Raw genomic sequence first — 16,106 nt, forward strand, 5'->3', positions numbered from 1 at the left:
TACTATGTCTAATGAAGATTGCGAAGCGGAAGTTAGTGAAATCCCATACAACGTTTAATGAACATTCCGACTATGAAGCGAAGGAGGTTACCGAATGATAATCAAACGAGATTTGTGGCAGCTCGAATTCATTTCCAACACCATCGACAGGATGATTCGCACGAACGACAAAGCGAGCAATAATCGTGCAGCAGAGGATTTGGATTATTCCCAAGGGATCAATTTCGGAATGAATATCGTAAACGGCGACTTAATCAAAATAAAAAAACGTTTAGATGAACAAATCGAACTTTTGAATAATAAGGCTGAATCTTCATACATGATTGATGATCTAACGTTCGAGGAGGTTGAAAGTGAATGAGGGACCACCCAACAATTGAACAAATTGAGCGCACCGGATACCCGAACATAGTCGCACAGCCGGAACATAACGGTACAGACTACTTTGGGGATGAAATACTTGTGGGTGATGACATTGCCGAAGACGGTGGGGAGCTCATACTGCAGGATAACCTGGAGAAGTATTTAGCAGATGTGTATGGGTTTAAGTTTAAGACAGCAGAATAGGAGGCATTAAGCGTGAGATTATATGAACTCTCAAATTCGTTCACTCAATTATTGGAAATGGCAGATGTCATGGACCCGGAAGTGTTTCAAGATACATTACAAAGTATTGAAGAAGCAATTGAGGACAAAGCAGAGAACATGGCGAAATTGATTCGCTGCTTAGAAGCGGATGCCAAAGCAATCAAGGAAGAAGAACAAAGGCTTGCGGATCGTCGCAAAACGATTGAAAACCGTATTTCAAACGCAAAAGATTACCTACAGAATCAATTGGAGGTTGCTGGATTGGATAAGATTAAACGTCCCACCGTTACCATATCAATCCAAAACAATCCTCCATCTGTATTCGTGAAGGACGAATCGTTAATACCTTCTCACTATATGGTACCAGTTGCTCCAAATCTTGACAAGAAGGCGGTACTCCAATTCTTGAAAGAAGGCGGAGAAGTGCCTGGTTGTGAAATCCAACAGCTTAGGAGTGTGAGGATTAAATGAACATTTACTTAATCAATGGTAAACCTCACACATCCGTCTCTAATGGATTTCAACTCATAAGTGATTATGACTATTGCATGATGCTAGAACAAGGCGTAGAGCCTAGTTTGGAGGTTATAGACAATGATTGAATTAAACATCTATCAAAAACTAATTGAAGTGAGAAAAGCTGTTCCATATCTAAAAAAAGAAGCTCAAGGTAAGCAATACAACTATACCGGTTCATCTCAGGTACTATCCAGTGTTCGTGAAAAAATGGATGAATTAGGACTGCTGCTTATCCCTAGAATCATTAGTAAGCAAGTGTCCGAATCTGCAATTGAATTTATTGGGGATAATGGTCATGTCACCAAGCGAACAATTACTTACTTTACTGAATTAGACCTTACGATGACGTGGGTAAATGCAGATAAGCCCGACGAAACAATTGAATGCCCTTGGTATGGTCAGGGTGTAGATATCGCAGGGGAAAAAGGTGTCGGGAAGGCCTTAACCTATGCAGAAAAATATTTCATCCTAAAGCAATTTAACATTGCTACTGACAAAGATGATCCAGATGCCTTCCAAGAAAAAGCGGAACAGTATCGTAAACCTGAACCTATTACATCAAAAGAAATCGGATTATTAAAAACAAAGGTACTCGAATTTGCAACGCTAAGAGAGAAATCTGACACTGACGTTTACAAGGTTTTGGGTGTTGCGGATGTAACAGGACTGTCCTCTAAAGAAGCGAAGGAAATCCTTGCTAAGCTGACAGGGTGGATTACATCAGCTACAAAAGAACTAGCAAAAAAAGAAAAGAAGGGGGCTTAATTGCCCTCTGTAGGTTCATATTTGACTGAAAATAACGCGGTAAGGGGGTATAAAAATGTGCGATTGTTGGATGTGTAATATGTCAGAGAAAGAACACAACGAGGGCATGATTGAGTACGAATATCAAGAGTATTGCAAGAAAACGGAAAATCCATTATCAAAGGATGAATGGTTAAAATCTTTACCGAGTACTTAACGAACAGTTCGAACCAAGTACGAAGGAGGTAACGCCAATGGGCTATATCTTAACATGCTTTATCATATTTGTTCCAGCTGTCGGTGCGATGGCTGTACTCGAATACAAAGGGATAATAGGGCAGGAGGTAGATGTTAATGAGAGAAATTAAGTTTAAGGCAAGAATTATTGAAACAAACGAAGTATTTCCTGTATTGACTATTTGGAGTGATTCAGTTTGTTTGGATATGACAGACAGTAATAGAGAATGGGATACTCAAGTATTCAGCAAAGAGGATATCGAACTGCTCCAATACACTGGACTGAAAGACAAGAACGGCAAGGAGATTTACGAGGGGGATATTGTCGCGGGTGTGAATCGTCTTCACGAATGTAAAGTTGAACAAAATGTCCAATACTTAAACGGATGCTTTATGTTTGGGAATTGGAACGCACACGAATTTTTTAATAAACATCAATTCATTGAAGTAATCAGCAACATATACGAAAATCCGGAACTCCTGGAGGTGCAGAAATGAGAGAGATTAAATTCAGGGCTTGGGATAATGTCAAAAACAAAATGTATTTTGTTGGCGAAAGTGATGAAGTGGTATTCTCTTTCGATTCTAATGGGATAAATGCAACAGACATAATGGAACCAGAATATGAATTTAAAACACTCCATCATCTAAAGTACATGCAATACACCGGACTCAACGACAAAAACGGTATCGGAATTTATGAACATGATATCATCCGTTTCACTTGGGAGACAGACAGCTGCTGGGGAGAATCCGGAACATATACAGGCTCTATTAGATTTGATACAGGAGTTACTGAGGTTGTCTACATTTCAAGAGAGAATACAAGAAGTTACCCGGACAGGTCTTGGGAGCAATTGAACGAATCCGATGATATCAAATCATTTGTTAGATGGACGGGTCTGGACAACATCGAAGTGATTGGCAACATATACGAAAACAAGGATCTCCTGGAGCAACCATGAACCCCATCCCAATCAGGCGCAAAAACAGAACAGAAGCCGAAAAAGCCGTGACTGAGCTTATCAGTCGCGGCTGCGAAGTCATTGTACCAGTTACTGAAGTGAAAACATCATTACAAAAGTCTGTGGCTGTGGTTTATTTTGCGAAATTAAGGAAGGTGGAGTAATGGGGCCTGAACCTATCTCAATACCTGAACACTTCACGGTGGACTGGTACACGAATCAGAAAGCACAACGTAAAACAGATGCGGAGATTGCGGAAGAATTGTTTGTTTCTTATGCCACCTTTGCCAAGTGGAAAAATCGTATCGGTTGGAAAGCTGGAGCAGGGCTAAAGTATTGCGGACGGAAAGTGCTGCCTGTCACGGATCGAGTAGCGGAGCTTTTCTCCAACAAGCTGAAACTGAAAGATATAGCAATGACACTCGGCATATCTGAACCGACTGTCAGGAGTCATTTAAGAAGGGCAGGGCTAAAACGTGCTAACCCGTAAATTGTACAAGTTGTACAGAAGACAAGGATATAATGACAAGCAAATTATGATTCTTGCAGACTGCACCAGACGTGATATAAGGCACGTTAGAGAAGCTTTCGAGAAAGAGATACCTAAACACCTTTTAGACAAAGCAAAGGCACTAGGGCTAAGCAGTGATGCTGTAAAGTGGCGTATTAGCGTGAAGAAATGGAGTGCAGAGGAAGCGTGCACAATTCCGAAGCAGGAGAAAGCATTCACCATGGAAGAACTCAATAATGCCAAAGTGCATCCAGCTACAGTTTATAAGCGAATCGCTAGGGGGTGGAGTCGCGATCAAGCGCTAAACACTCCTGGGAGAAGGGAAAAGAAACGCTGCCCATGTTGTGGGAAGTGACGTGGTAGACAAAAAAGTGCAGTAAATGGGGTGAGTTTATGAATCGCAAAGTTGCTTTACGAAAATTAAAAAATCATTGTATATGTTGCAACAAGTCTTTTGCGAAAGGTGATATATATTATCGCAAACGGGTTGTCTTTAAAGAATTCGGCGAGATTATTACTTATGAATATATCGTGTGCGCTCGCTGTAAATACGTAAATGAGCGTCAAAGCGAACGGCAAAAACGCTTTATAGATTCAGGGAAATGTCATCATCCAATAACAGATACCATTTGGACAACAATAGCAGGAGAAGCTGTAAAGGAACCATCACATACAGAATGTTGTATCTGTGGAAAGCACGTTTAATACACAATCCGAATAAAGTGCGCGACTTTCCATTCTCACACGTATTATATATTGAGAACAAAAGAAAAGAGTGCTCATGTACTCTACACAAGCACTCTTTCCCTCTTCTTTTTAGCTTTATGACGTTCGACTAACGCTTCATATTTTAAGCCTTTCTCAATCAATTCACTTAGTGCTTCATTGCGGTACTCGATTTCATTCTTAAAACGGTAATTTTGAACCTCGTTGTAAAGGTTTTCAGGAATTGAATAACAGAATGATAAGTTCTTACAGTTCTTTCTTTTGTGAGCCATTTGGGGTACTCTCCTTTTTTAATAAGTTTGTGTAATACAAAAATACATAGGTGGTGAAATTATGCGTTGTCGTGATCCTTCATAAAACAATGTAATACATTATTACTTTCCAAGTGCGAGTAGTTCATGAAGCTCAATATCAAGAGCGTGGCATAAAGTCTCCAGGGTGTCATAAGAAACATTATTGTTCTTGTTATTGTAAAACTTATCAAGTGTACGGCGGCTGATACTTAAACCTTTGTCATCAATAATCCGTTGAAGCTCCGATACACTCTTGATTCCTTTCTCAGCCATGACGATAGCGAGTCTGTTTCTAATCATTTCTATTCACCTTTCTTTGTGTATGCGTAATTTTGACTTAATTATATAATTATTTATCACCTTTGTAAAACATTTTATAACTTTTATACGTTTATCTTATGCTTAAGGTTTCAAAAATTATACCTAAGTAGTAGATTATTCCTTGCTAAATTTACTACAAAGGTGTAAAATTTAATTATAAAGGTAGTAAACGGAAAAGGAGGTGCATCAATGCCAATCCGTAACAACCTGAGAGTCCTGTTGGCTAAAGATGGTTTTCGATCTTTGCTCGAACTCTCGAAACAGCGCAGCATGAAAGAGTTTAAATACGCAAGACTTCTCCGATTCGCTAATCAACAACAAAACAAGCTTGATGGCGAATTAATCGAAGCACTTTGCAAAGAATTAAATTGTGATTTGAAAGACATGCTTTATCTGGAAAAAGCAGAATAGGAGGAATTTATGAATCAATTAGTCTTTATTGAGCAAGGACAGGCTGTTACCGACAGTCTGACTGTGGCTGAAGTGTTTGAGAAAAGGCATGACAATGTTTTATCAGATATTAGAAAGCAAGCCGAGTATGCTGGCGGGGATTTCGCTGCCCTGAATTTTCAGGAGTGCCAATACTTTGATAAAAATAATCGGCCAAGACCGAAGATTAATCTAACAGAGGATGCCTTTACTTTAGTGGCAATGAGTTACAACACAAAAGAAGCTGTACAAATGAAAGTGAAGTTCATCCAAGAGTTTAAAAGAATCAAAGAGCAGCTGCAAAAACAATTCGCTGTACCAACTACATTCTCAGAAGCTTTGCGGCTGGCTGCGGATCTACAAGAAAGAATTGAGTTAGACAAGCCGAAAGTGGAAGCGCACGACAAGTTCATCAGCGGAGATAATTACCAGAAGGTTGGTCAGGTAGCTAAGGCTTTGGGGATTGGTCGAAACAGGTTGTTCGCTTTTTTGAGAGATAACAAGATTTTCATGGGTGACAATACACCGTACCAGCAATTCATTGACAGAGGATACTTTGTAGTAAAGGAAAAGCCTATCACAATGGGCCGACAAGTCATCAATAAGCCACAAACCTATGTAACAGCTAAGGGTGTGGACTACATCTCTCGTCTTTTGGACAAAAAAATAGCCTAGTTGCGCCAACAACTAGACAAGCTTTAAACGACTTGTTAAATAATATGATCCTGTAGCCAAATTATATACCAAAAATATGGTTTTGGCTACAGGAGCATGTGTTCTGTATCTCGGAAGGAGAACCATTATGAATACAACAAAACGAAACATACTGATGTTTATCACTAATTATATAGAGGAACACGGCTATTCTCCGTCTTTTCGTGAGGTTGGGGAAGCTGTTGGCTTATTATCAACTTCGTCAATTCATCATCATTTAACAGCTCTAAAGAAGAGTGGATATATCACTTTTATTGAAAGAAGCCCAAGGACAATCAGGATACTTAAAGTGTAAGGGAAGTGGATGTTCGTGGCTAAATACAGACAGGTTCATGTCGAGTACTGGCAAGACGGTTTTGTTCTTGATCTGACGCCAGAAGAAAAATATTTCTATATTTACTTAATGACGAACAGCAAGACATCCCAATGTGGCATATATGAGTTGCCGAAAAGGATAATCGAGACAGAAACAGGATATAACCGGGAAACGGTTGAGAAGTTACTTCAGCGGTTTATTGATTACGGAAAGATTTCTTATTCAGACAGAACGAGAGAAATCATGCTCAAGAACTGGATTAACTATAATTTTATCAACAGTCCAAAGGTAATCAATTGCATTGAAAAAGAGCTTGAAAAGGTTAAAGAGCAACAGTTTGCAAACGATTATCGTATAGCTGCCAAACGGTTAGGATACGGTATCGATACGGTATGTATAGACTCGGGGGAAGAAAGAGAAGAAGAAAGAGAAGAAGAAGAGAAGAAGAATAATATACCCTTTGTCGAGATAGTAACCTATCTCAACGATGTGGCTAAAACTTCTTACCGATCAACTTCTAAAAAAACACAGTCATTAATCAAAGCCAGAATAAATGAAGGCTTTACACTGGATGACTTCAAAGCAGTAATTGACATCAAAACAGCAGAATGGCTTACAGACTCGAAGATGGTTAAATTCTTACGGCCAGAAACACTGTTTGGCACTAAATTTGAATCCTACCTAAACCAAAAGGGAGGAAGTTATGATCAACCTCAATTCAATATCCCAGAGGATGGGGATAAATACAATTTCGGTTTCTGACAATCGCTGCCCTAGCTGCAGTCGGAAATACTTACTCAAAGAGGGCGTGGAATACTGCTTTCACTGTGACGTTATCGCCAAAGAGGACAAGCAGGTATCAGACGAAATGAGTCTGCTAATTAAAAACAGGGAGGTTGATGAACTATTATCGGCCTTCAAGGAAAAAAGCCTGATGAACGTTGATTTGGAACAGGCAACATTTGAAAACTACAAGCCACAAAGCGAAACACAACAAGCGGCCTTAAAACAATCTCAGGAATATGTAGAATCATTCGACAGTCGGAAACGATTATTACTGCAAGGAAAGCCCGGAATCGGTAAAAGTCATCTTGCAGCATCAATCGTAAAAGAACTGATCAAGCAAAAGCACACAGGAATATTTATCTCTGTTCCTCGGCTGATGACAGAATTGAAAGCTACTTACAACCGAAATAGTACAGTAACCGAAATAGAACTGCTCACAGCGCTTCAGAAGGTCGATTTACTGGTTATGGACGACTTGGGAATAGATAGGGAAGGGCTGACAGACAAAGCAGCTACATGGGCCAAGGGAAAGGTTTATGAGATCATTGACAGCCGAGTTGGAAAATCAACAGTCTATACAACGAACTTCACTGGAAAAGAACTCATGCACATGTATGGAGAGCGTGATTTCAGCAGAATGTTTCAAGACTGCAAAGCGGTAAAAATGGACGGGAAAAATTATAGATTAAAAGACTTTATGTGAGGTGTCAAATGGCTAAAGGGTTGAATGGGCATATTGAATATACCGAGGAGCTTCTAGAAAGAAAATTAAACAATCATGAAAGATACCTGTTTGAATGGGCGTACACACAAGGGTACGAAGATTCTTCAGAAGGCACGCCAATGGAAAAAATGAGCACGCAAGGAATTGAAGATAATGGGTGAAGTAACTCAAATCATGCCAGGGGCGTATCAATTCGCCCCGGTCAATGTAGATCAAGCGGAAGTAAAAAAAGAATGGGATGAGTTCGCAGAAAGGTTGGCGGAATATGAAAGGCTGCATGAACTTGAAATCAGCAGGCAGGCTTGAAGCGAAGTATCTGAAGAACAGACGGCGCTATATATACACTGCGATGGATAACGTCAAGGAAGTGGAGTGGCACTGGTCAGCACCGGACGTAATTGCTTTTCAAGAGTTGTGGGAAGCAGGGATCAGCATCAAGGACATAGCAGCATATTTCAAGCAGTCAGAGTTGAGTGTGTTTTTGCTCTCTCTGGATCGGTTAAGCAAGGACAAAATTACGCCAAGGGAAGGGTGGAACATATGGTGAATGTGAGTGAAGCAATGGCGAAAATGGAATTGCAGGCGGTTGTCGGCCCGAATATGAATTTCGAGGATGTTCCAAAACCTGTTGAAATAGCTTGTAGAACGAAGAAAGAACTTGAAAAAACGCTGCGATATGTTCAGGAACAAATGGGGGATCCGGTTGTTTCGGTGAAGTTGATGGAATACATCGCAAATCTCGAATCAGAGCGTGATCTAGCACAGGAAGAATATCAAAGTACATTCGGCAAACTAGAACGAGTTGATGCCGACTTAGAAAGTCATAAGCACTGGCTCAAAGTGGCTGGTGGAGAAATTGAGAAGTACAAAAACGAAAACAAACACCTATGGGCGCTAATCGGTATCAAGGCGGCTGAAATGAATGTTTGATGAAGTGAGATCTTATTCCAAGGAAACTCAGTTGAGAGGGCATCAGAAGGATAAGGACACTCCAAAATTCAAAAAGAAACGAGTATACACTAAAAAGCCAAAAGTAAATAAGAACGTCGAAGTATTTCACAATCGCAGGATACCACACTGGAAAGAACGTGGTGAATTTAGCCGTAAGACAAAAAAGGAAATACAAGAGATATGGGGTGAATGGTGCTTCGTATGTGGCAACCCTGACATATCGCACCACCACGTATATGAAAAAGGATATGGGAAGGGTGGTAGAGGAGTAATAACAAACGGGCTGCCGTTATGCAACCTACACCATAATGACCATACAGTGGGGATTCATTTCAACAGGAAATTTTACAATGCGGTAAGAGAAATGTTCATCCAACGTTTTGGGCCTCATTACTACAAAGATAAATACGATTTATGGATGGAAGGACACATCGAGAATCCGACAGATGAATTATACAAAAAATTCATGATGAAGGAGATAAAACGATGTCAACAGAAGAACAGTTAGCTTTCCAAAAACTTGTGATACGGGAAGAATACAAAGACCTAGCGCACATCATACCAGCAAGAGATAAAGCACAAAAGCAAGTGGACAGAACGGCCAGACAATCTCTAAAACGGTTTAAGCGGAATGACTAAGCTGTATGTGCGTGAGTGGACGGAAGAAACAGTGGATGAGGACAAACTACAAGTGATTGAGGTATGCGAAAGCAAGTTAGAAGGAACGACATTTTTGATTTTCATAGAAAAATAGCTATAAGAATCCAATTTTCATTATGTGTCAAATGAGCGGATTGGACAAGAGAATTAGTGTTCGGTTTTGACACAAACTTTGCATTAAGGAGGATGAAACATGGTGACGATTGAAGTCTATTTAAAAATGAGAAATAACGGTAAAAGTCTTGAAGAAATTCAGAAGGAAAATGCTTTGAGTGAAGGAACTGCCTATACTTTAGAATTAGGGTATCAATGTTATCTGAAAAAGTTATCACTTGATAAGGCTATTAAAATAATCCAAAAGGTTTGATGCACAATCCGAATCAAAAACGAAGAAAAATTAGGAGTGGATAAATAGATGATTAATCGAGTAATTCTTGTAGGACGTTTAACAAATGCCAGCTCCTAAGACTAAGCAGACTTTTTATTCGCTGCCGATCGCTGGGAATATGCATACTGTTACGGGCAGGAAGAGAACACCAAAAGGGTATGTGGCTTTGTGCATAAAATCGCATCCTTTTAGTGATTCTGTTCACGGTTATGTTTTTGAACACAGAGTAGTGATGGAAATGAAATTAGGTAGATATCTAGAGCTCGGCGAAGTTGTTCACCATAAAAACGGGATTAAACACGATAATCGCGCAGAAAACCTTTCGTTAATGGATCACGGTGAGCATACAGCACTTCATCATAAAGGTATCTCCAGAAGCGAAGAAACAAAGGAATTAATGAGACGCAAAGCAAAAGAGCGATTTTCTGTTAAGGGGAATCACCATTCATATAAAAAAGTCGATAAAGAAATGCTTCTTTTTCTTCTTGAAGAATACGGACCAACTAAGGCAGCCCAAAAATTAGGGGTTAGCAGAAAGACAATTTATAACAAAATTCAAGAATTTAATTTAAAGGAGAATGATTCGAATGATTAATAGAGCAGTTTTGGTAGGAAGATTAACAGCTGATCCACATTTACGCTATACACCGAACGGCACACCAACAGCATCATTCACATTAGCGGTAAATCGTCCATTCAAAAACGCACAAGGAGAACAGGAAGCGGACTTCATCAATTGTGTGGTCTGGCGTAAACCCGCAGAAAACGTTGCCAACTATCTGAAAAAGGGAAGTCTTGCTGGAGTGGACGGAAGAATCCAGACACGCAACTATGAAGGGAATGACGGAAAGCGTGTGTATGTGACAGAAATCCTTGCAGAGAGCGTTCAATTCCTAGAGCCGAAGCAAAGTAACGGAAACCAAAACCAAAGCGCACAGGGGCAACAGAGAGCACCACAGAACACACGAGTGGATGATGACCCGTTTGCAGGCGGTGGCAACATAGATATCTCAGATGATGACTTGCCATTTTAGGAGGAAACTATGAATCTTAAAAACTGCACACTGGGCCAATTACTCTTCTTGGCCCGGTTTACTGAATATAGAATGCAAGCATTAAAGGAATTGGATGAGAGGGTGTACGGAGGATGAATCTTAAAAGACTATTCGAAGCGCAAAAAGTCTTACGTGACCGAATTGACTATAATGAGCCGGACAGGTTTGACAAGCTGATATTGGCATTGCTGGTTGAGTTGGGCGAATGCGCGAATGAGTGGCGGGGGTTCAAGTTTTGGAGCAAGGACCAGAAGCCAAGAGTGAAAGGGAAGTACCTAAAGTATGATTGCGAGTGTAATGGTGGGAATCGGTGGGTTGAGAAAAACCCACTCCTTGAAGAATACGTGGACGGATTGCATTTTATTTTGGAGTTAGGGATTGAGTTAGAAATTCCTGAATCAGGTGATTGCGAGTTTGCAGAAATCTATTGTGGCGATGAGCCAAACGTTACTGACCATTTCATACTTATCTTTCAATTAGCTCAACTCGAAACTTATGAATTTGGGCAATGGCAAGAATTGTTTATTGAATACGTAAGGCTCGGACAAATGCTCGGCTTTACCTGGGAAGAAGTAGAACAAGCCTATTTCGAGAAAAATGCAGAGAATCATGCAAGACAGGAGCGTGGATACTGATGGAAAAGGACGAACTAATCTCCATACTAAGCATGATCACCAGTTACAGCTATGAATATCTGAAATCACTGGAGCCGGACAAGCTGCAGGAAATATATGACGACAGGAGAAGCAAATGAGCGGGTTGAAATCGAGAAGGAAAGGGCAGTCAGCCGAAAGGGAGTTTGCTAAGTTGATAGGCGGTCTTCGTGTACCGTTGTCAGGGGCACAGGAAGGATACGCAAATGATGTTATAGGGTTAGGGTTAGCGTGGGAAGTAAAACGCCGGAAATCAGGATTTAAACAGCTTTACGATTGGATAGAGGATGAAAGAGAAAAACCGGATGCGGTAGCACTTAGGACGGATAACAAGCAATGGATTGTGTGCATGACATTAGATAAGTTCAAGGAGCTGATGGATAAATGAAAATAATTACCTCGCTCACATTTGAAATAAATATGCCTAAACATGAAACAGAAGCATACGAAGCGTTGTCGGAAAATGAAAGAAAAATACGTATTGAAGCCATGAAGGAAGAATTAGCCGAGATTATTGTTGATGAATGTGAAGGAGAAGCAAAATTCACAAACTTCACTATTCACGTTGAAGAAGGCGAGTAAATGACCAACCAAATAGAACTATCCTCTGTTATAGCAGAGATGCGGGAAGTAAGACAAAGGCTGAATGTAGCATCAAAGCAAATATTCAGCCTAGCCACAGCCAAAGCAGAAGCGGAACGGAATTACAAGGTGGCACTAAGGCAGGAGATCTTGAAGCTTAAGAGTGAGGGGTTTCCTGCAACCCTTATCAACGACTTGGCGAAGGGTGAAGAGAGAATAGCACAGCTGAGACTGGAACGGGATATAGCGAAAGAAATGTATTTGTCGGGGTTGGAGTCAATGAAACAGACGAGGACAGAAGCGAGCGTGCTGCAGACAGTCGCGAAGGTGCAGAGTGATTGGTAGAACCTAAAGGAGGAAGTAACCATGAAATATTGTGAGTTGTGCGAAGTAAACGAAGCGAAAACAGAAGTAGAATACCATGATGTTAATTATGAAGTTTGCGAGCAGTGCAAAGTGTTAGCGGAGAACGAGTAAAGGGGGATAAGGAATGTCAGCATTGGTAAAACTGAAAAAAGCCACTTTTAAACATATAGAATCAGAGTTATACAGCTATCAAGATACATTGAGGGAAATTGAATTCCTGCGGAAGAACATCATGTTCACAAATGAAAACGATGACGAGAATGTAGGTGGGGGAAGAAGCTCTCTTCCGTCATCACCAACAGAGAATATCGGTACAAGGTTGGCGACTCATAAGAAGTTGGTAAGGCTGGAAGAAGTGGCACACGCCATTGAGAAGGTGTTTACAGGCTTGCCAGAGGATTATCAAAAGTTGGTGAGGTTAAAGTATTGGACAAGACCACAGACCTTAACATGGGAAGGGATAGCTGAAGGACTACATGTCAGCAGAAGACAAGCATTTAACTGGCGAGATGAAATTGTCTATGCAGTAGGTGAAGTGTTGGGATGGCGGTAATGAATAATTGACATAAAGTATAACGAAAAATAAAGGAGATAAACGGATGAATGAATATGATGTTGAGGTAAAATTTATTGACGGAACTACTGTTATCATTAAGGTTGAAGCAAAAGACGAAGATGAAGCATTAGAAAAAGCAATGCCAATTAGCTTAAGGCTTTAGTGTTATACTTCGAATAAATTGCGAAGGAAAGGGCGGTTTGAAATGCATGATACTCTTTATTTTCAGGTGAAAAGATTAAAAAGACATTTAACTATTATATTAGGTAGGATGGGAATTTTTAAAATCGCAGAATGGACTATTAGAAAGCTATCAAGAATTATTAAGTAATACACACTTAGGTGGGAATGTGCAATTGCAAACGTTGGAAAAGTCATATTTGACGAAAACTTAGACGCAAAAGGAGTGAAGAAATGAATAGGGAACAAATTTTGAAAAATCTAAGACTTCAAATCGAGGAAATCAAAACGTGGATTATTGACGCAAATAACCGAGATGAACATAACGAAGTGTCTTATCATAACGGAAGATTAGAGGCTTTAGAAGGAATTGAAAATAAAATTAATCAAGGATTTTGGAAGATAGATTAACTTCGCAGTCCGATTCAATTATGCACTATAATTGCACTTTCGGGCTTAAAAACCGTGATATTATTGTATTGTAAGAAGTTTATAAGGTGCGGAAACACCTTATCTCAGGTGTATTTGAATTAGTAAAGCGGCACTGCGACTATGCAGGGCCGCTTTTTTATGGGCATGTACCAAGGTGGCGAGACGTTCTCCAAAACCGTATGTGGCAGGTTCGATTCCTGCCGCTCATGTATCGTCTATTTTTATGCTTATACAAATGTAACCAATGCCGCTGCAGAGGGATACTTGCTAAGGGGCAGAGCTGATAACTCTGACAGGCCTAAGCATCATTGGTTGCATTTTTATGATTATAAAGAGGTGATGTTTATGAAAGAGAATAAGCAACAGGATAAGTCACCTAATAAAAAAGAACACCTAAGCGAAAAGGATATAAAAGAATTAATGGGAATGAACAAGCAGACGTATAAACGAAATCGACACGGGGCGGTAACAAATAAATGATGATGCAGTGGATTAAATCTAAGTTTAGAAATCACCGCTATGTGAATATAGGAACCTCTAGTACAGGTGGAGCTGAGTATAAATGTTTAGATTGTAAACGGCAGCTTTATGTACCTTTGGAGTGGTCTTACATGTTAAATATTAAGAAGATTAAAGGATGTAAAGGAACTATTAGGAGGCGGTGAGGATGTAATGAAACTAACAGAAAAACAAAAGCGTTTTGCTGATTACTACATTGAGACAGGGAATGCGACTCAGTCTTATATTGATGCAGGCTATAAAGCCACAAGCCGACAAGTAGCAGAAGCAAATGCAAGGAAATTACTCGCAAATTACTCGGTTAAGAAACTTATTGATGAAAGAATGGCTGAAAAAGAAGATGAACAGATCGCGAAGCAAGATGAAGTGTTGCGTTATCTTACTAAGGTAATGCGAAGAGAAGAAAAAGAACACCAGGTTGTTACCTTAAGAAGAAGTCGAAGTTGGTATGAAGATGGGAAGAAGCAAACTGTTGAAGAGGAAGTTTCTGAGATAGTTGAAATTCCATCTAAGCTATCTGATGCGAATAAAGCGGCTGAACTTCTTGGCAAGCGCTACGCCATGTGGACAGACAAACAAACTGTCGATGTTCAGGGAGCTGTCACATTCGTTGACGATATAGGTGAAGAGGATGAAACGTAAATTATCCGAATTCATCCCGAAAGCATTCTTTACTGTCTGGAGAGTGGCGCTAGATCCGAAAATATTGAACATCGTCTGCAAAGGCGGCCGTGGTTCTGGTAAGTCCTCAGATATTGCTCATATCATTGTTCAATTGCTTATGAGATACCCGGTTAACGGCGTTGGTATCAGAAAAGTAGATAACACGATCGAACTGTCTATTTTCGAGCAGATCAAATGGGCGATAAGCGAGCAGGGCATAAGCCATTTGTTCAAGGTGAATAAATCACCTATGCGGATTACTTATATCCCCAGAGGGAATTACATGGTGTTCAGAGGGGCACAGGAACCAGAACGGATTAAATCATTGAAATCGGCTAACTTCCCGTTTGCTATCGCTTGGATAGAGGAATTAGCTGAATTCAAAACAGAAGACGAAGTAACTACCATCACCAACTCCTTATTGCGCGGAGAATTGGACGATGGTCTTTTTTATAAATTTTTTTACTCTTACAACCCACCAAAAAGAAAGCAATCATGGGTGAACAAGAAATATGAAACTCAGTTTGTCTCGGACAACACTTTCGTTCACCATTCCACTTATTTAGATAATCCTTTTATTGCCAAGCAGTTCATTGAAGAAGCAGAAGCAGCAAAAGAGCGAAACTTACTCAGGTACGAATGGGAATATCTCGGTAAGGCAATCGGTTCTGGTGTTGTACCGTTCGATAATCTGAAATTCAGAACAATTACAGACGAAGAAATCAAATCATTTGATAATATCCGTCAGGGTGAAGACTGGGGATATGCCACAGACCCTTATTCGTTCGTTAGATGGCATTACGACAAGACGAGGAAAAAGATATATGCCATGGACGAACTGTATGGGGTGAAAATCTCCAACAGAGAAGCGGCCGAATGGAGAAAGAAAAAAAGCTATCATGATACCAACACGACATCCGACTCAGCAGAACCAAAATCCATTGCAGAAATGAAATCGTATGGAGTGAGGACAAAAGGAGCCAGGAAAGGCCCGGGTAGTGTTGAGTATGGTGAAAAGTGGCTGGATGACTTAGAGGAAATCATTATAGATCCGAAGCGTACACCGAACATAGCGAAAGAGTTTGAGAACATTGATTACCAGACTGATAAAGACGGTAATCCAAAAGCGAAGTTAGAGGATAAAGACAATCACACAATAGACGCCACCAGGTACGCCTTTGAGGACGATATGAAACAAAGCAGCATTTCAATTTTAAGGTAGGTGAGA

Annotated in this window: 36 protein-coding genes; 34 read left to right on the forward strand and 2 right to left on the reverse strand. The window is 40.2% G+C overall.

What is annotated here, in order from left to right; genetic code table 11:
* Positions 1 to 94: 94 nt before the first annotated feature.
* The 10 genes from D1970_RS08750 to D1970_RS22045 all read left to right on the forward strand — a co-directional run bounded on the left by D1970_RS08750 (position 95) and on the right by D1970_RS22045 (position 4,269).
* A complete protein-coding gene (locus tag D1970_RS08750) occupies positions 95 to 361 on the forward strand; it encodes a hypothetical protein (protein WP_119112486.1) in 267 nt (88 codons plus the stop codon).
* Positions 358 to 567 carry a YqaI family protein gene (locus tag D1970_RS08755; RefSeq protein WP_119112487.1) on the forward strand — a complete coding sequence of 70 codons (210 nt, stop codon included), beginning with the start codon at positions 358 to 360 and terminating at the stop codon, positions 565 to 567. The genes D1970_RS08750 and D1970_RS08755 overlap by 4 nt, the downstream gene beginning before the upstream one ends.
* Before the next feature lie 12 nt (positions 568 to 579).
* Positions 580 to 1,059 (forward strand): siphovirus Gp157 family protein, encoded by a 480-nt coding sequence (locus D1970_RS08760; RefSeq protein ID WP_119112488.1) that lies wholly within the window; start codon positions 580 to 582, stop codon positions 1,057 to 1,059.
* 123 nt (positions 1,060 to 1,182) lie between these two features.
* The gene (locus D1970_RS08765; RefSeq protein WP_119112489.1) at positions 1,183 to 1,872 is read left to right on the forward strand and encodes an ERF family protein; all 690 of its coding nucleotides are present in this window, start codon (positions 1,183 to 1,185) and stop codon (positions 1,870 to 1,872) included.
* Positions 1,873 to 2,205: 333 nt separating this feature from the next.
* Entirely contained in the window at positions 2,206 to 2,586 is a 381-nt protein-coding gene (locus D1970_RS08770; protein ID WP_181213237.1) for a YopX family phage-derived protein, read from the forward strand.
* A complete protein-coding gene (locus D1970_RS08775; protein ID WP_119112491.1) occupies positions 2,583 to 3,053 on the forward strand; it encodes a YopX family phage-derived protein in 471 nt (156 codons plus the stop codon). Before D1970_RS08770 ends, D1970_RS08775 begins: the two co-directional genes overlap by 4 nt.
* Positions 3,050 to 3,217, forward strand: coding sequence for a hypothetical protein (locus D1970_RS22285; RefSeq protein ID WP_181213238.1), 168 nt, complete (start codon positions 3,050 to 3,052; stop codon positions 3,215 to 3,217). Before D1970_RS08775 ends, D1970_RS22285 begins: the two co-directional genes overlap by 4 nt.
* Positions 3,217 to 3,543, forward strand: coding sequence for a helix-turn-helix transcriptional regulator (locus D1970_RS08780; RefSeq protein ID WP_119112492.1), 327 nt, complete (start codon positions 3,217 to 3,219; stop codon positions 3,541 to 3,543). Before D1970_RS22285 ends, D1970_RS08780 begins: the two co-directional genes overlap by 1 nt.
* On the forward strand, positions 3,530 to 3,919 hold the full coding sequence (locus tag D1970_RS08785; protein ID WP_119112493.1) for a hypothetical protein: 390 nt from the start codon (positions 3,530 to 3,532) through the stop codon (positions 3,917 to 3,919). Before D1970_RS08780 ends, D1970_RS08785 begins: the two co-directional genes overlap by 14 nt.
* 38 nt (positions 3,920 to 3,957) lie before the next feature.
* Positions 3,958 to 4,269 carry a hypothetical protein gene (locus tag D1970_RS22045; protein WP_142921006.1) on the forward strand — a complete coding sequence of 104 codons (312 nt, stop codon included), beginning with the start codon at positions 3,958 to 3,960 and terminating at the stop codon, positions 4,267 to 4,269.
* 83 nt (positions 4,270 to 4,352) lie between these two features.
* Here the strand turns inward: D1970_RS22045 and D1970_RS08790 are convergent, their stop codons facing one another.
* Both D1970_RS08790 and D1970_RS08795 read right to left on the reverse strand, forming a co-directional pair.
* A complete protein-coding gene (locus D1970_RS08790; RefSeq protein ID WP_119112494.1) occupies positions 4,353 to 4,562 on the reverse strand; it encodes a hypothetical protein in 210 nt (69 codons plus the stop codon).
* Positions 4,563 to 4,664: 102 nt separating this feature from the next.
* Positions 4,665 to 4,883, reverse strand: coding sequence for a helix-turn-helix domain-containing protein (locus tag D1970_RS08795; protein WP_119112495.1), 219 nt, complete (start codon positions 4,881 to 4,883; stop codon positions 4,665 to 4,667).
* A gap of 210 nt (positions 4,884 to 5,093) precedes the next feature.
* Here D1970_RS08795 and D1970_RS08800 point away from each other — a divergent pair, with 210 nt between their 5' ends.
* From D1970_RS08800 to D1970_RS08885, 24 genes are all read left to right on the forward strand, one after another.
* Complete coding sequence (locus tag D1970_RS08800; protein WP_119112496.1) at positions 5,094 to 5,315, forward strand: helix-turn-helix domain-containing protein; 222 nt, start codon at positions 5,094 to 5,096, stop codon at positions 5,313 to 5,315.
* A 9-nt stretch (positions 5,316 to 5,324) separates the two neighbouring features.
* Positions 5,325 to 6,008, forward strand: coding sequence for a Rha family transcriptional regulator (locus D1970_RS22290; RefSeq protein WP_181213239.1), 684 nt, complete (start codon positions 5,325 to 5,327; stop codon positions 6,006 to 6,008).
* A gap of 127 nt (positions 6,009 to 6,135) precedes the next feature.
* The gene (locus D1970_RS08810; protein WP_119112497.1) at positions 6,136 to 6,342 is read left to right on the forward strand and encodes a LexA family protein; all 207 of its coding nucleotides are present in this window, start codon (positions 6,136 to 6,138) and stop codon (positions 6,340 to 6,342) included.
* Positions 6,343 to 6,357: 15 nt separating this feature from the next.
* Entirely contained in the window at positions 6,358 to 7,125 is a 768-nt protein-coding gene (locus D1970_RS08815) for a conserved phage C-terminal domain-containing protein (RefSeq protein ID WP_119112498.1), read from the forward strand.
* A gap of 46 nt (positions 7,126 to 7,171) precedes the next feature.
* Complete coding sequence (locus D1970_RS08820) at positions 7,172 to 7,852, forward strand: ATP-binding protein (protein WP_181213240.1); 681 nt, start codon at positions 7,172 to 7,174, stop codon at positions 7,850 to 7,852.
* Between the two features lie 8 nt (positions 7,853 to 7,860).
* Positions 7,861 to 8,034 carry a hypothetical protein gene (locus D1970_RS22295; RefSeq protein ID WP_181213241.1) on the forward strand — a complete coding sequence of 58 codons (174 nt, stop codon included), beginning with the start codon at positions 7,861 to 7,863 and terminating at the stop codon, positions 8,032 to 8,034.
* Positions 8,027 to 8,179, forward strand: coding sequence for a hypothetical protein (locus tag D1970_RS22300; RefSeq protein WP_181213242.1), 153 nt, complete (start codon positions 8,027 to 8,029; stop codon positions 8,177 to 8,179). Before D1970_RS22295 ends, D1970_RS22300 begins: the two co-directional genes overlap by 8 nt.
* Entirely contained in the window at positions 8,139 to 8,420 is a 282-nt protein-coding gene (locus D1970_RS08825) for a hypothetical protein (protein ID WP_142921007.1), read from the forward strand. Before D1970_RS22300 ends, D1970_RS08825 begins: the two co-directional genes overlap by 41 nt.
* Positions 8,414 to 8,803: a hypothetical protein gene (locus D1970_RS08830; RefSeq protein WP_119112501.1), complete on the forward strand. Its 390-nt coding sequence runs from the start codon at positions 8,414 to 8,416 to the stop codon at positions 8,801 to 8,803. Before D1970_RS08825 ends, D1970_RS08830 begins: the two co-directional genes overlap by 7 nt.
* The gene (locus tag D1970_RS08835) at positions 8,796 to 9,332 is read left to right on the forward strand and encodes a hypothetical protein (protein ID WP_119112502.1); all 537 of its coding nucleotides are present in this window, start codon (positions 8,796 to 8,798) and stop codon (positions 9,330 to 9,332) included. Before D1970_RS08830 ends, D1970_RS08835 begins: the two co-directional genes overlap by 8 nt.
* On the forward strand, positions 9,311 to 9,463 hold the full coding sequence (locus tag D1970_RS22305; RefSeq protein WP_181213243.1) for a hypothetical protein: 153 nt from the start codon (positions 9,311 to 9,313) through the stop codon (positions 9,461 to 9,463). The genes D1970_RS08835 and D1970_RS22305 overlap by 22 nt, the downstream gene beginning before the upstream one ends.
* A complete protein-coding gene (locus D1970_RS22885; protein WP_259339603.1) occupies positions 9,456 to 9,578 on the forward strand; it encodes a hypothetical protein in 123 nt (40 codons plus the stop codon). The genes D1970_RS22305 and D1970_RS22885 overlap by 8 nt, the downstream gene beginning before the upstream one ends.
* A 99-nt stretch (positions 9,579 to 9,677) precedes the next feature.
* Positions 9,678 to 9,851: a hypothetical protein gene (locus D1970_RS22310; protein WP_181213272.1), complete on the forward strand. Its 174-nt coding sequence runs from the start codon at positions 9,678 to 9,680 to the stop codon at positions 9,849 to 9,851.
* A gap of 85 nt (positions 9,852 to 9,936) precedes the next feature.
* On the forward strand, positions 9,937 to 10,467 hold the full coding sequence (locus D1970_RS22315; RefSeq protein ID WP_181213244.1) for an HNH endonuclease signature motif containing protein: 531 nt from the start codon (positions 9,937 to 9,939) through the stop codon (positions 10,465 to 10,467).
* On the forward strand, positions 10,460 to 10,906 hold the full coding sequence (ssb, locus tag D1970_RS08845) for a single-stranded DNA-binding protein (protein ID WP_119112503.1): 447 nt from the start codon (positions 10,460 to 10,462) through the stop codon (positions 10,904 to 10,906). Before D1970_RS22315 ends, ssb begins: the two co-directional genes overlap by 8 nt.
* A 113-nt stretch (positions 10,907 to 11,019) precedes the next feature.
* The gene (locus D1970_RS08850; RefSeq protein ID WP_119112504.1) at positions 11,020 to 11,562 is read left to right on the forward strand and encodes a dUTP diphosphatase; all 543 of its coding nucleotides are present in this window, start codon (positions 11,020 to 11,022) and stop codon (positions 11,560 to 11,562) included.
* A 115-nt stretch (positions 11,563 to 11,677) separates the two neighbouring features.
* A complete protein-coding gene (locus D1970_RS08855; RefSeq protein WP_119112505.1) occupies positions 11,678 to 11,968 on the forward strand; it encodes a PDDEXK family nuclease in 291 nt (96 codons plus the stop codon).
* The gene (locus D1970_RS08860; RefSeq protein ID WP_119112506.1) at positions 11,965 to 12,162 is read left to right on the forward strand and encodes a hypothetical protein; all 198 of its coding nucleotides are present in this window, start codon (positions 11,965 to 11,967) and stop codon (positions 12,160 to 12,162) included. The genes D1970_RS08855 and D1970_RS08860 overlap by 4 nt, the downstream gene beginning before the upstream one ends.
* On the forward strand, positions 12,163 to 12,507 hold the full coding sequence (locus D1970_RS08865; protein ID WP_119112507.1) for a hypothetical protein: 345 nt from the start codon (positions 12,163 to 12,165) through the stop codon (positions 12,505 to 12,507).
* Positions 12,508 to 12,652: 145 nt separating this feature from the next.
* Positions 12,653 to 13,081, forward strand: coding sequence for a DUF722 domain-containing protein (locus D1970_RS08870; RefSeq protein WP_119112508.1), 429 nt, complete (start codon positions 12,653 to 12,655; stop codon positions 13,079 to 13,081).
* Between the two features lie 417 nt (positions 13,082 to 13,498).
* The gene (locus D1970_RS22320) at positions 13,499 to 13,675 is read left to right on the forward strand and encodes a hypothetical protein (RefSeq protein ID WP_181213245.1); all 177 of its coding nucleotides are present in this window, start codon (positions 13,499 to 13,501) and stop codon (positions 13,673 to 13,675) included.
* 366 nt (positions 13,676 to 14,041) lie between these two features.
* Positions 14,042 to 14,176, forward strand: coding sequence for a hypothetical protein (locus D1970_RS22890; protein WP_259339604.1), 135 nt, complete (start codon positions 14,042 to 14,044; stop codon positions 14,174 to 14,176).
* Positions 14,177 to 14,368: 192 nt separating this feature from the next.
* Positions 14,369 to 14,857 carry a terminase small subunit gene (locus tag D1970_RS08880; protein ID WP_119112510.1) on the forward strand — a complete coding sequence of 163 codons (489 nt, stop codon included), beginning with the start codon at positions 14,369 to 14,371 and terminating at the stop codon, positions 14,855 to 14,857.
* Positions 14,847 to 16,100, forward strand: coding sequence for a PBSX family phage terminase large subunit (locus D1970_RS08885; RefSeq protein WP_119112511.1), 1,254 nt, complete (start codon positions 14,847 to 14,849; stop codon positions 16,098 to 16,100). The genes D1970_RS08880 and D1970_RS08885 overlap by 11 nt, the downstream gene beginning before the upstream one ends.
* Positions 16,101 to 16,106 lie beyond the last annotated feature (6 nt).

Source organism: Mesobacillus zeae (assembly GCF_003570705.1).
GTDB classification, from domain to species: domain Bacteria; phylum Bacillota; class Bacilli; order Bacillales; family Cytobacillaceae; genus Mesobacillus_C; species Mesobacillus_C zeae.

Excerpts from the sequence above, each read along its gene's own strand:
- D1970_RS08750 (WP_119112486.1), top strand. The coding sequence starts at position 95 with ATGATAATCAAACGAGATTTGTGGCAGCTCGAATTCATTTCCAACACC.
- D1970_RS08755 (WP_119112487.1), top strand. The coding sequence starts at position 358 with ATGAGGGACCACCCAACAATTGAACAAATTGAGCGCACCGGATACCCG.
- D1970_RS08765 (WP_119112489.1), top strand. The coding sequence starts at position 1,183 with ATGATTGAATTAAACATCTATCAAAAACTAATTGAAGTGAGAAAAGCT.
- D1970_RS08770 (WP_181213237.1), top strand. The coding sequence starts at position 2,206 with ATGAGAGAAATTAAGTTTAAGGCAAGAATTATTGAAACAAACGAAGTA.
- D1970_RS08775 (WP_119112491.1), top strand. The coding sequence starts at position 2,583 with ATGAGAGAGATTAAATTCAGGGCTTGGGATAATGTCAAAAACAAAATG.
- D1970_RS22285 (WP_181213238.1), top strand. The coding sequence starts at position 3,050 with ATGAACCCCATCCCAATCAGGCGCAAAAACAGAACAGAAGCCGAAAAA.
- D1970_RS08780 (WP_119112492.1), top strand. The coding sequence starts at position 3,217 with ATGGGGCCTGAACCTATCTCAATACCTGAACACTTCACGGTGGACTGG.
- D1970_RS22045 (WP_142921006.1), top strand. The coding sequence starts at position 3,958 with ATGAATCGCAAAGTTGCTTTACGAAAATTAAAAAATCATTGTATATGT.
- D1970_RS08790 (WP_119112494.1), bottom strand. The coding sequence starts at position 4,562 with ATGGCTCACAAAAGAAAGAACTGTAAGAACTTATCATTCTGTTATTCA.
- D1970_RS08795 (WP_119112495.1), bottom strand. The coding sequence starts at position 4,883 with ATGATTAGAAACAGACTCGCTATCGTCATGGCTGAGAAAGGAATCAAG.
- D1970_RS08800 (WP_119112496.1), top strand. The coding sequence starts at position 5,094 with ATGCCAATCCGTAACAACCTGAGAGTCCTGTTGGCTAAAGATGGTTTT.
- D1970_RS22290 (WP_181213239.1), top strand. The coding sequence starts at position 5,325 with ATGAATCAATTAGTCTTTATTGAGCAAGGACAGGCTGTTACCGACAGT.
- D1970_RS08810 (WP_119112497.1), top strand. The coding sequence starts at position 6,136 with ATGAATACAACAAAACGAAACATACTGATGTTTATCACTAATTATATA.
- D1970_RS22295 (WP_181213241.1), top strand. The coding sequence starts at position 7,861 with ATGGCTAAAGGGTTGAATGGGCATATTGAATATACCGAGGAGCTTCTA.
- D1970_RS22300 (WP_181213242.1), top strand. The coding sequence starts at position 8,027 with ATGGGTGAAGTAACTCAAATCATGCCAGGGGCGTATCAATTCGCCCCG.
- D1970_RS08825 (WP_142921007.1), top strand. The coding sequence starts at position 8,139 with ATGAAAGGCTGCATGAACTTGAAATCAGCAGGCAGGCTTGAAGCGAAG.
- D1970_RS08830 (WP_119112501.1), top strand. The coding sequence starts at position 8,414 with ATGGTGAATGTGAGTGAAGCAATGGCGAAAATGGAATTGCAGGCGGTT.
- D1970_RS08835 (WP_119112502.1), top strand. The coding sequence starts at position 8,796 with ATGTTTGATGAAGTGAGATCTTATTCCAAGGAAACTCAGTTGAGAGGG.
- D1970_RS22305 (WP_181213243.1), top strand. The coding sequence starts at position 9,311 with ATGTCAACAGAAGAACAGTTAGCTTTCCAAAAACTTGTGATACGGGAA.
- D1970_RS22885 (WP_259339603.1), top strand. The coding sequence starts at position 9,456 with ATGACTAAGCTGTATGTGCGTGAGTGGACGGAAGAAACAGTGGATGAG.
- D1970_RS22310 (WP_181213272.1), top strand. The coding sequence starts at position 9,678 with ATGGTGACGATTGAAGTCTATTTAAAAATGAGAAATAACGGTAAAAGT.
- D1970_RS22315 (WP_181213244.1), top strand. The coding sequence starts at position 9,937 with ATGCCAGCTCCTAAGACTAAGCAGACTTTTTATTCGCTGCCGATCGCT.
- ssb (WP_119112503.1), top strand. The coding sequence starts at position 10,460 with ATGATTAATAGAGCAGTTTTGGTAGGAAGATTAACAGCTGATCCACAT.
- D1970_RS08850 (WP_119112504.1), top strand. The coding sequence starts at position 11,020 with ATGAATCTTAAAAGACTATTCGAAGCGCAAAAAGTCTTACGTGACCGA.
- D1970_RS08855 (WP_119112505.1), top strand. The coding sequence starts at position 11,678 with ATGAGCGGGTTGAAATCGAGAAGGAAAGGGCAGTCAGCCGAAAGGGAG.
- D1970_RS08860 (WP_119112506.1), top strand. The coding sequence starts at position 11,965 with ATGAAAATAATTACCTCGCTCACATTTGAAATAAATATGCCTAAACAT.
- D1970_RS08865 (WP_119112507.1), top strand. The coding sequence starts at position 12,163 with ATGACCAACCAAATAGAACTATCCTCTGTTATAGCAGAGATGCGGGAA.
- D1970_RS08870 (WP_119112508.1), top strand. The coding sequence starts at position 12,653 with ATGTCAGCATTGGTAAAACTGAAAAAAGCCACTTTTAAACATATAGAA.
- D1970_RS22320 (WP_181213245.1), top strand. The coding sequence starts at position 13,499 with ATGAATAGGGAACAAATTTTGAAAAATCTAAGACTTCAAATCGAGGAA.
- D1970_RS22890 (WP_259339604.1), top strand. The coding sequence starts at position 14,042 with ATGAAAGAGAATAAGCAACAGGATAAGTCACCTAATAAAAAAGAACAC.
- D1970_RS08880 (WP_119112510.1), top strand. The coding sequence starts at position 14,369 with ATGAAACTAACAGAAAAACAAAAGCGTTTTGCTGATTACTACATTGAG.
- D1970_RS08885 (WP_119112511.1), top strand. The coding sequence starts at position 14,847 with ATGAAACGTAAATTATCCGAATTCATCCCGAAAGCATTCTTTACTGTC.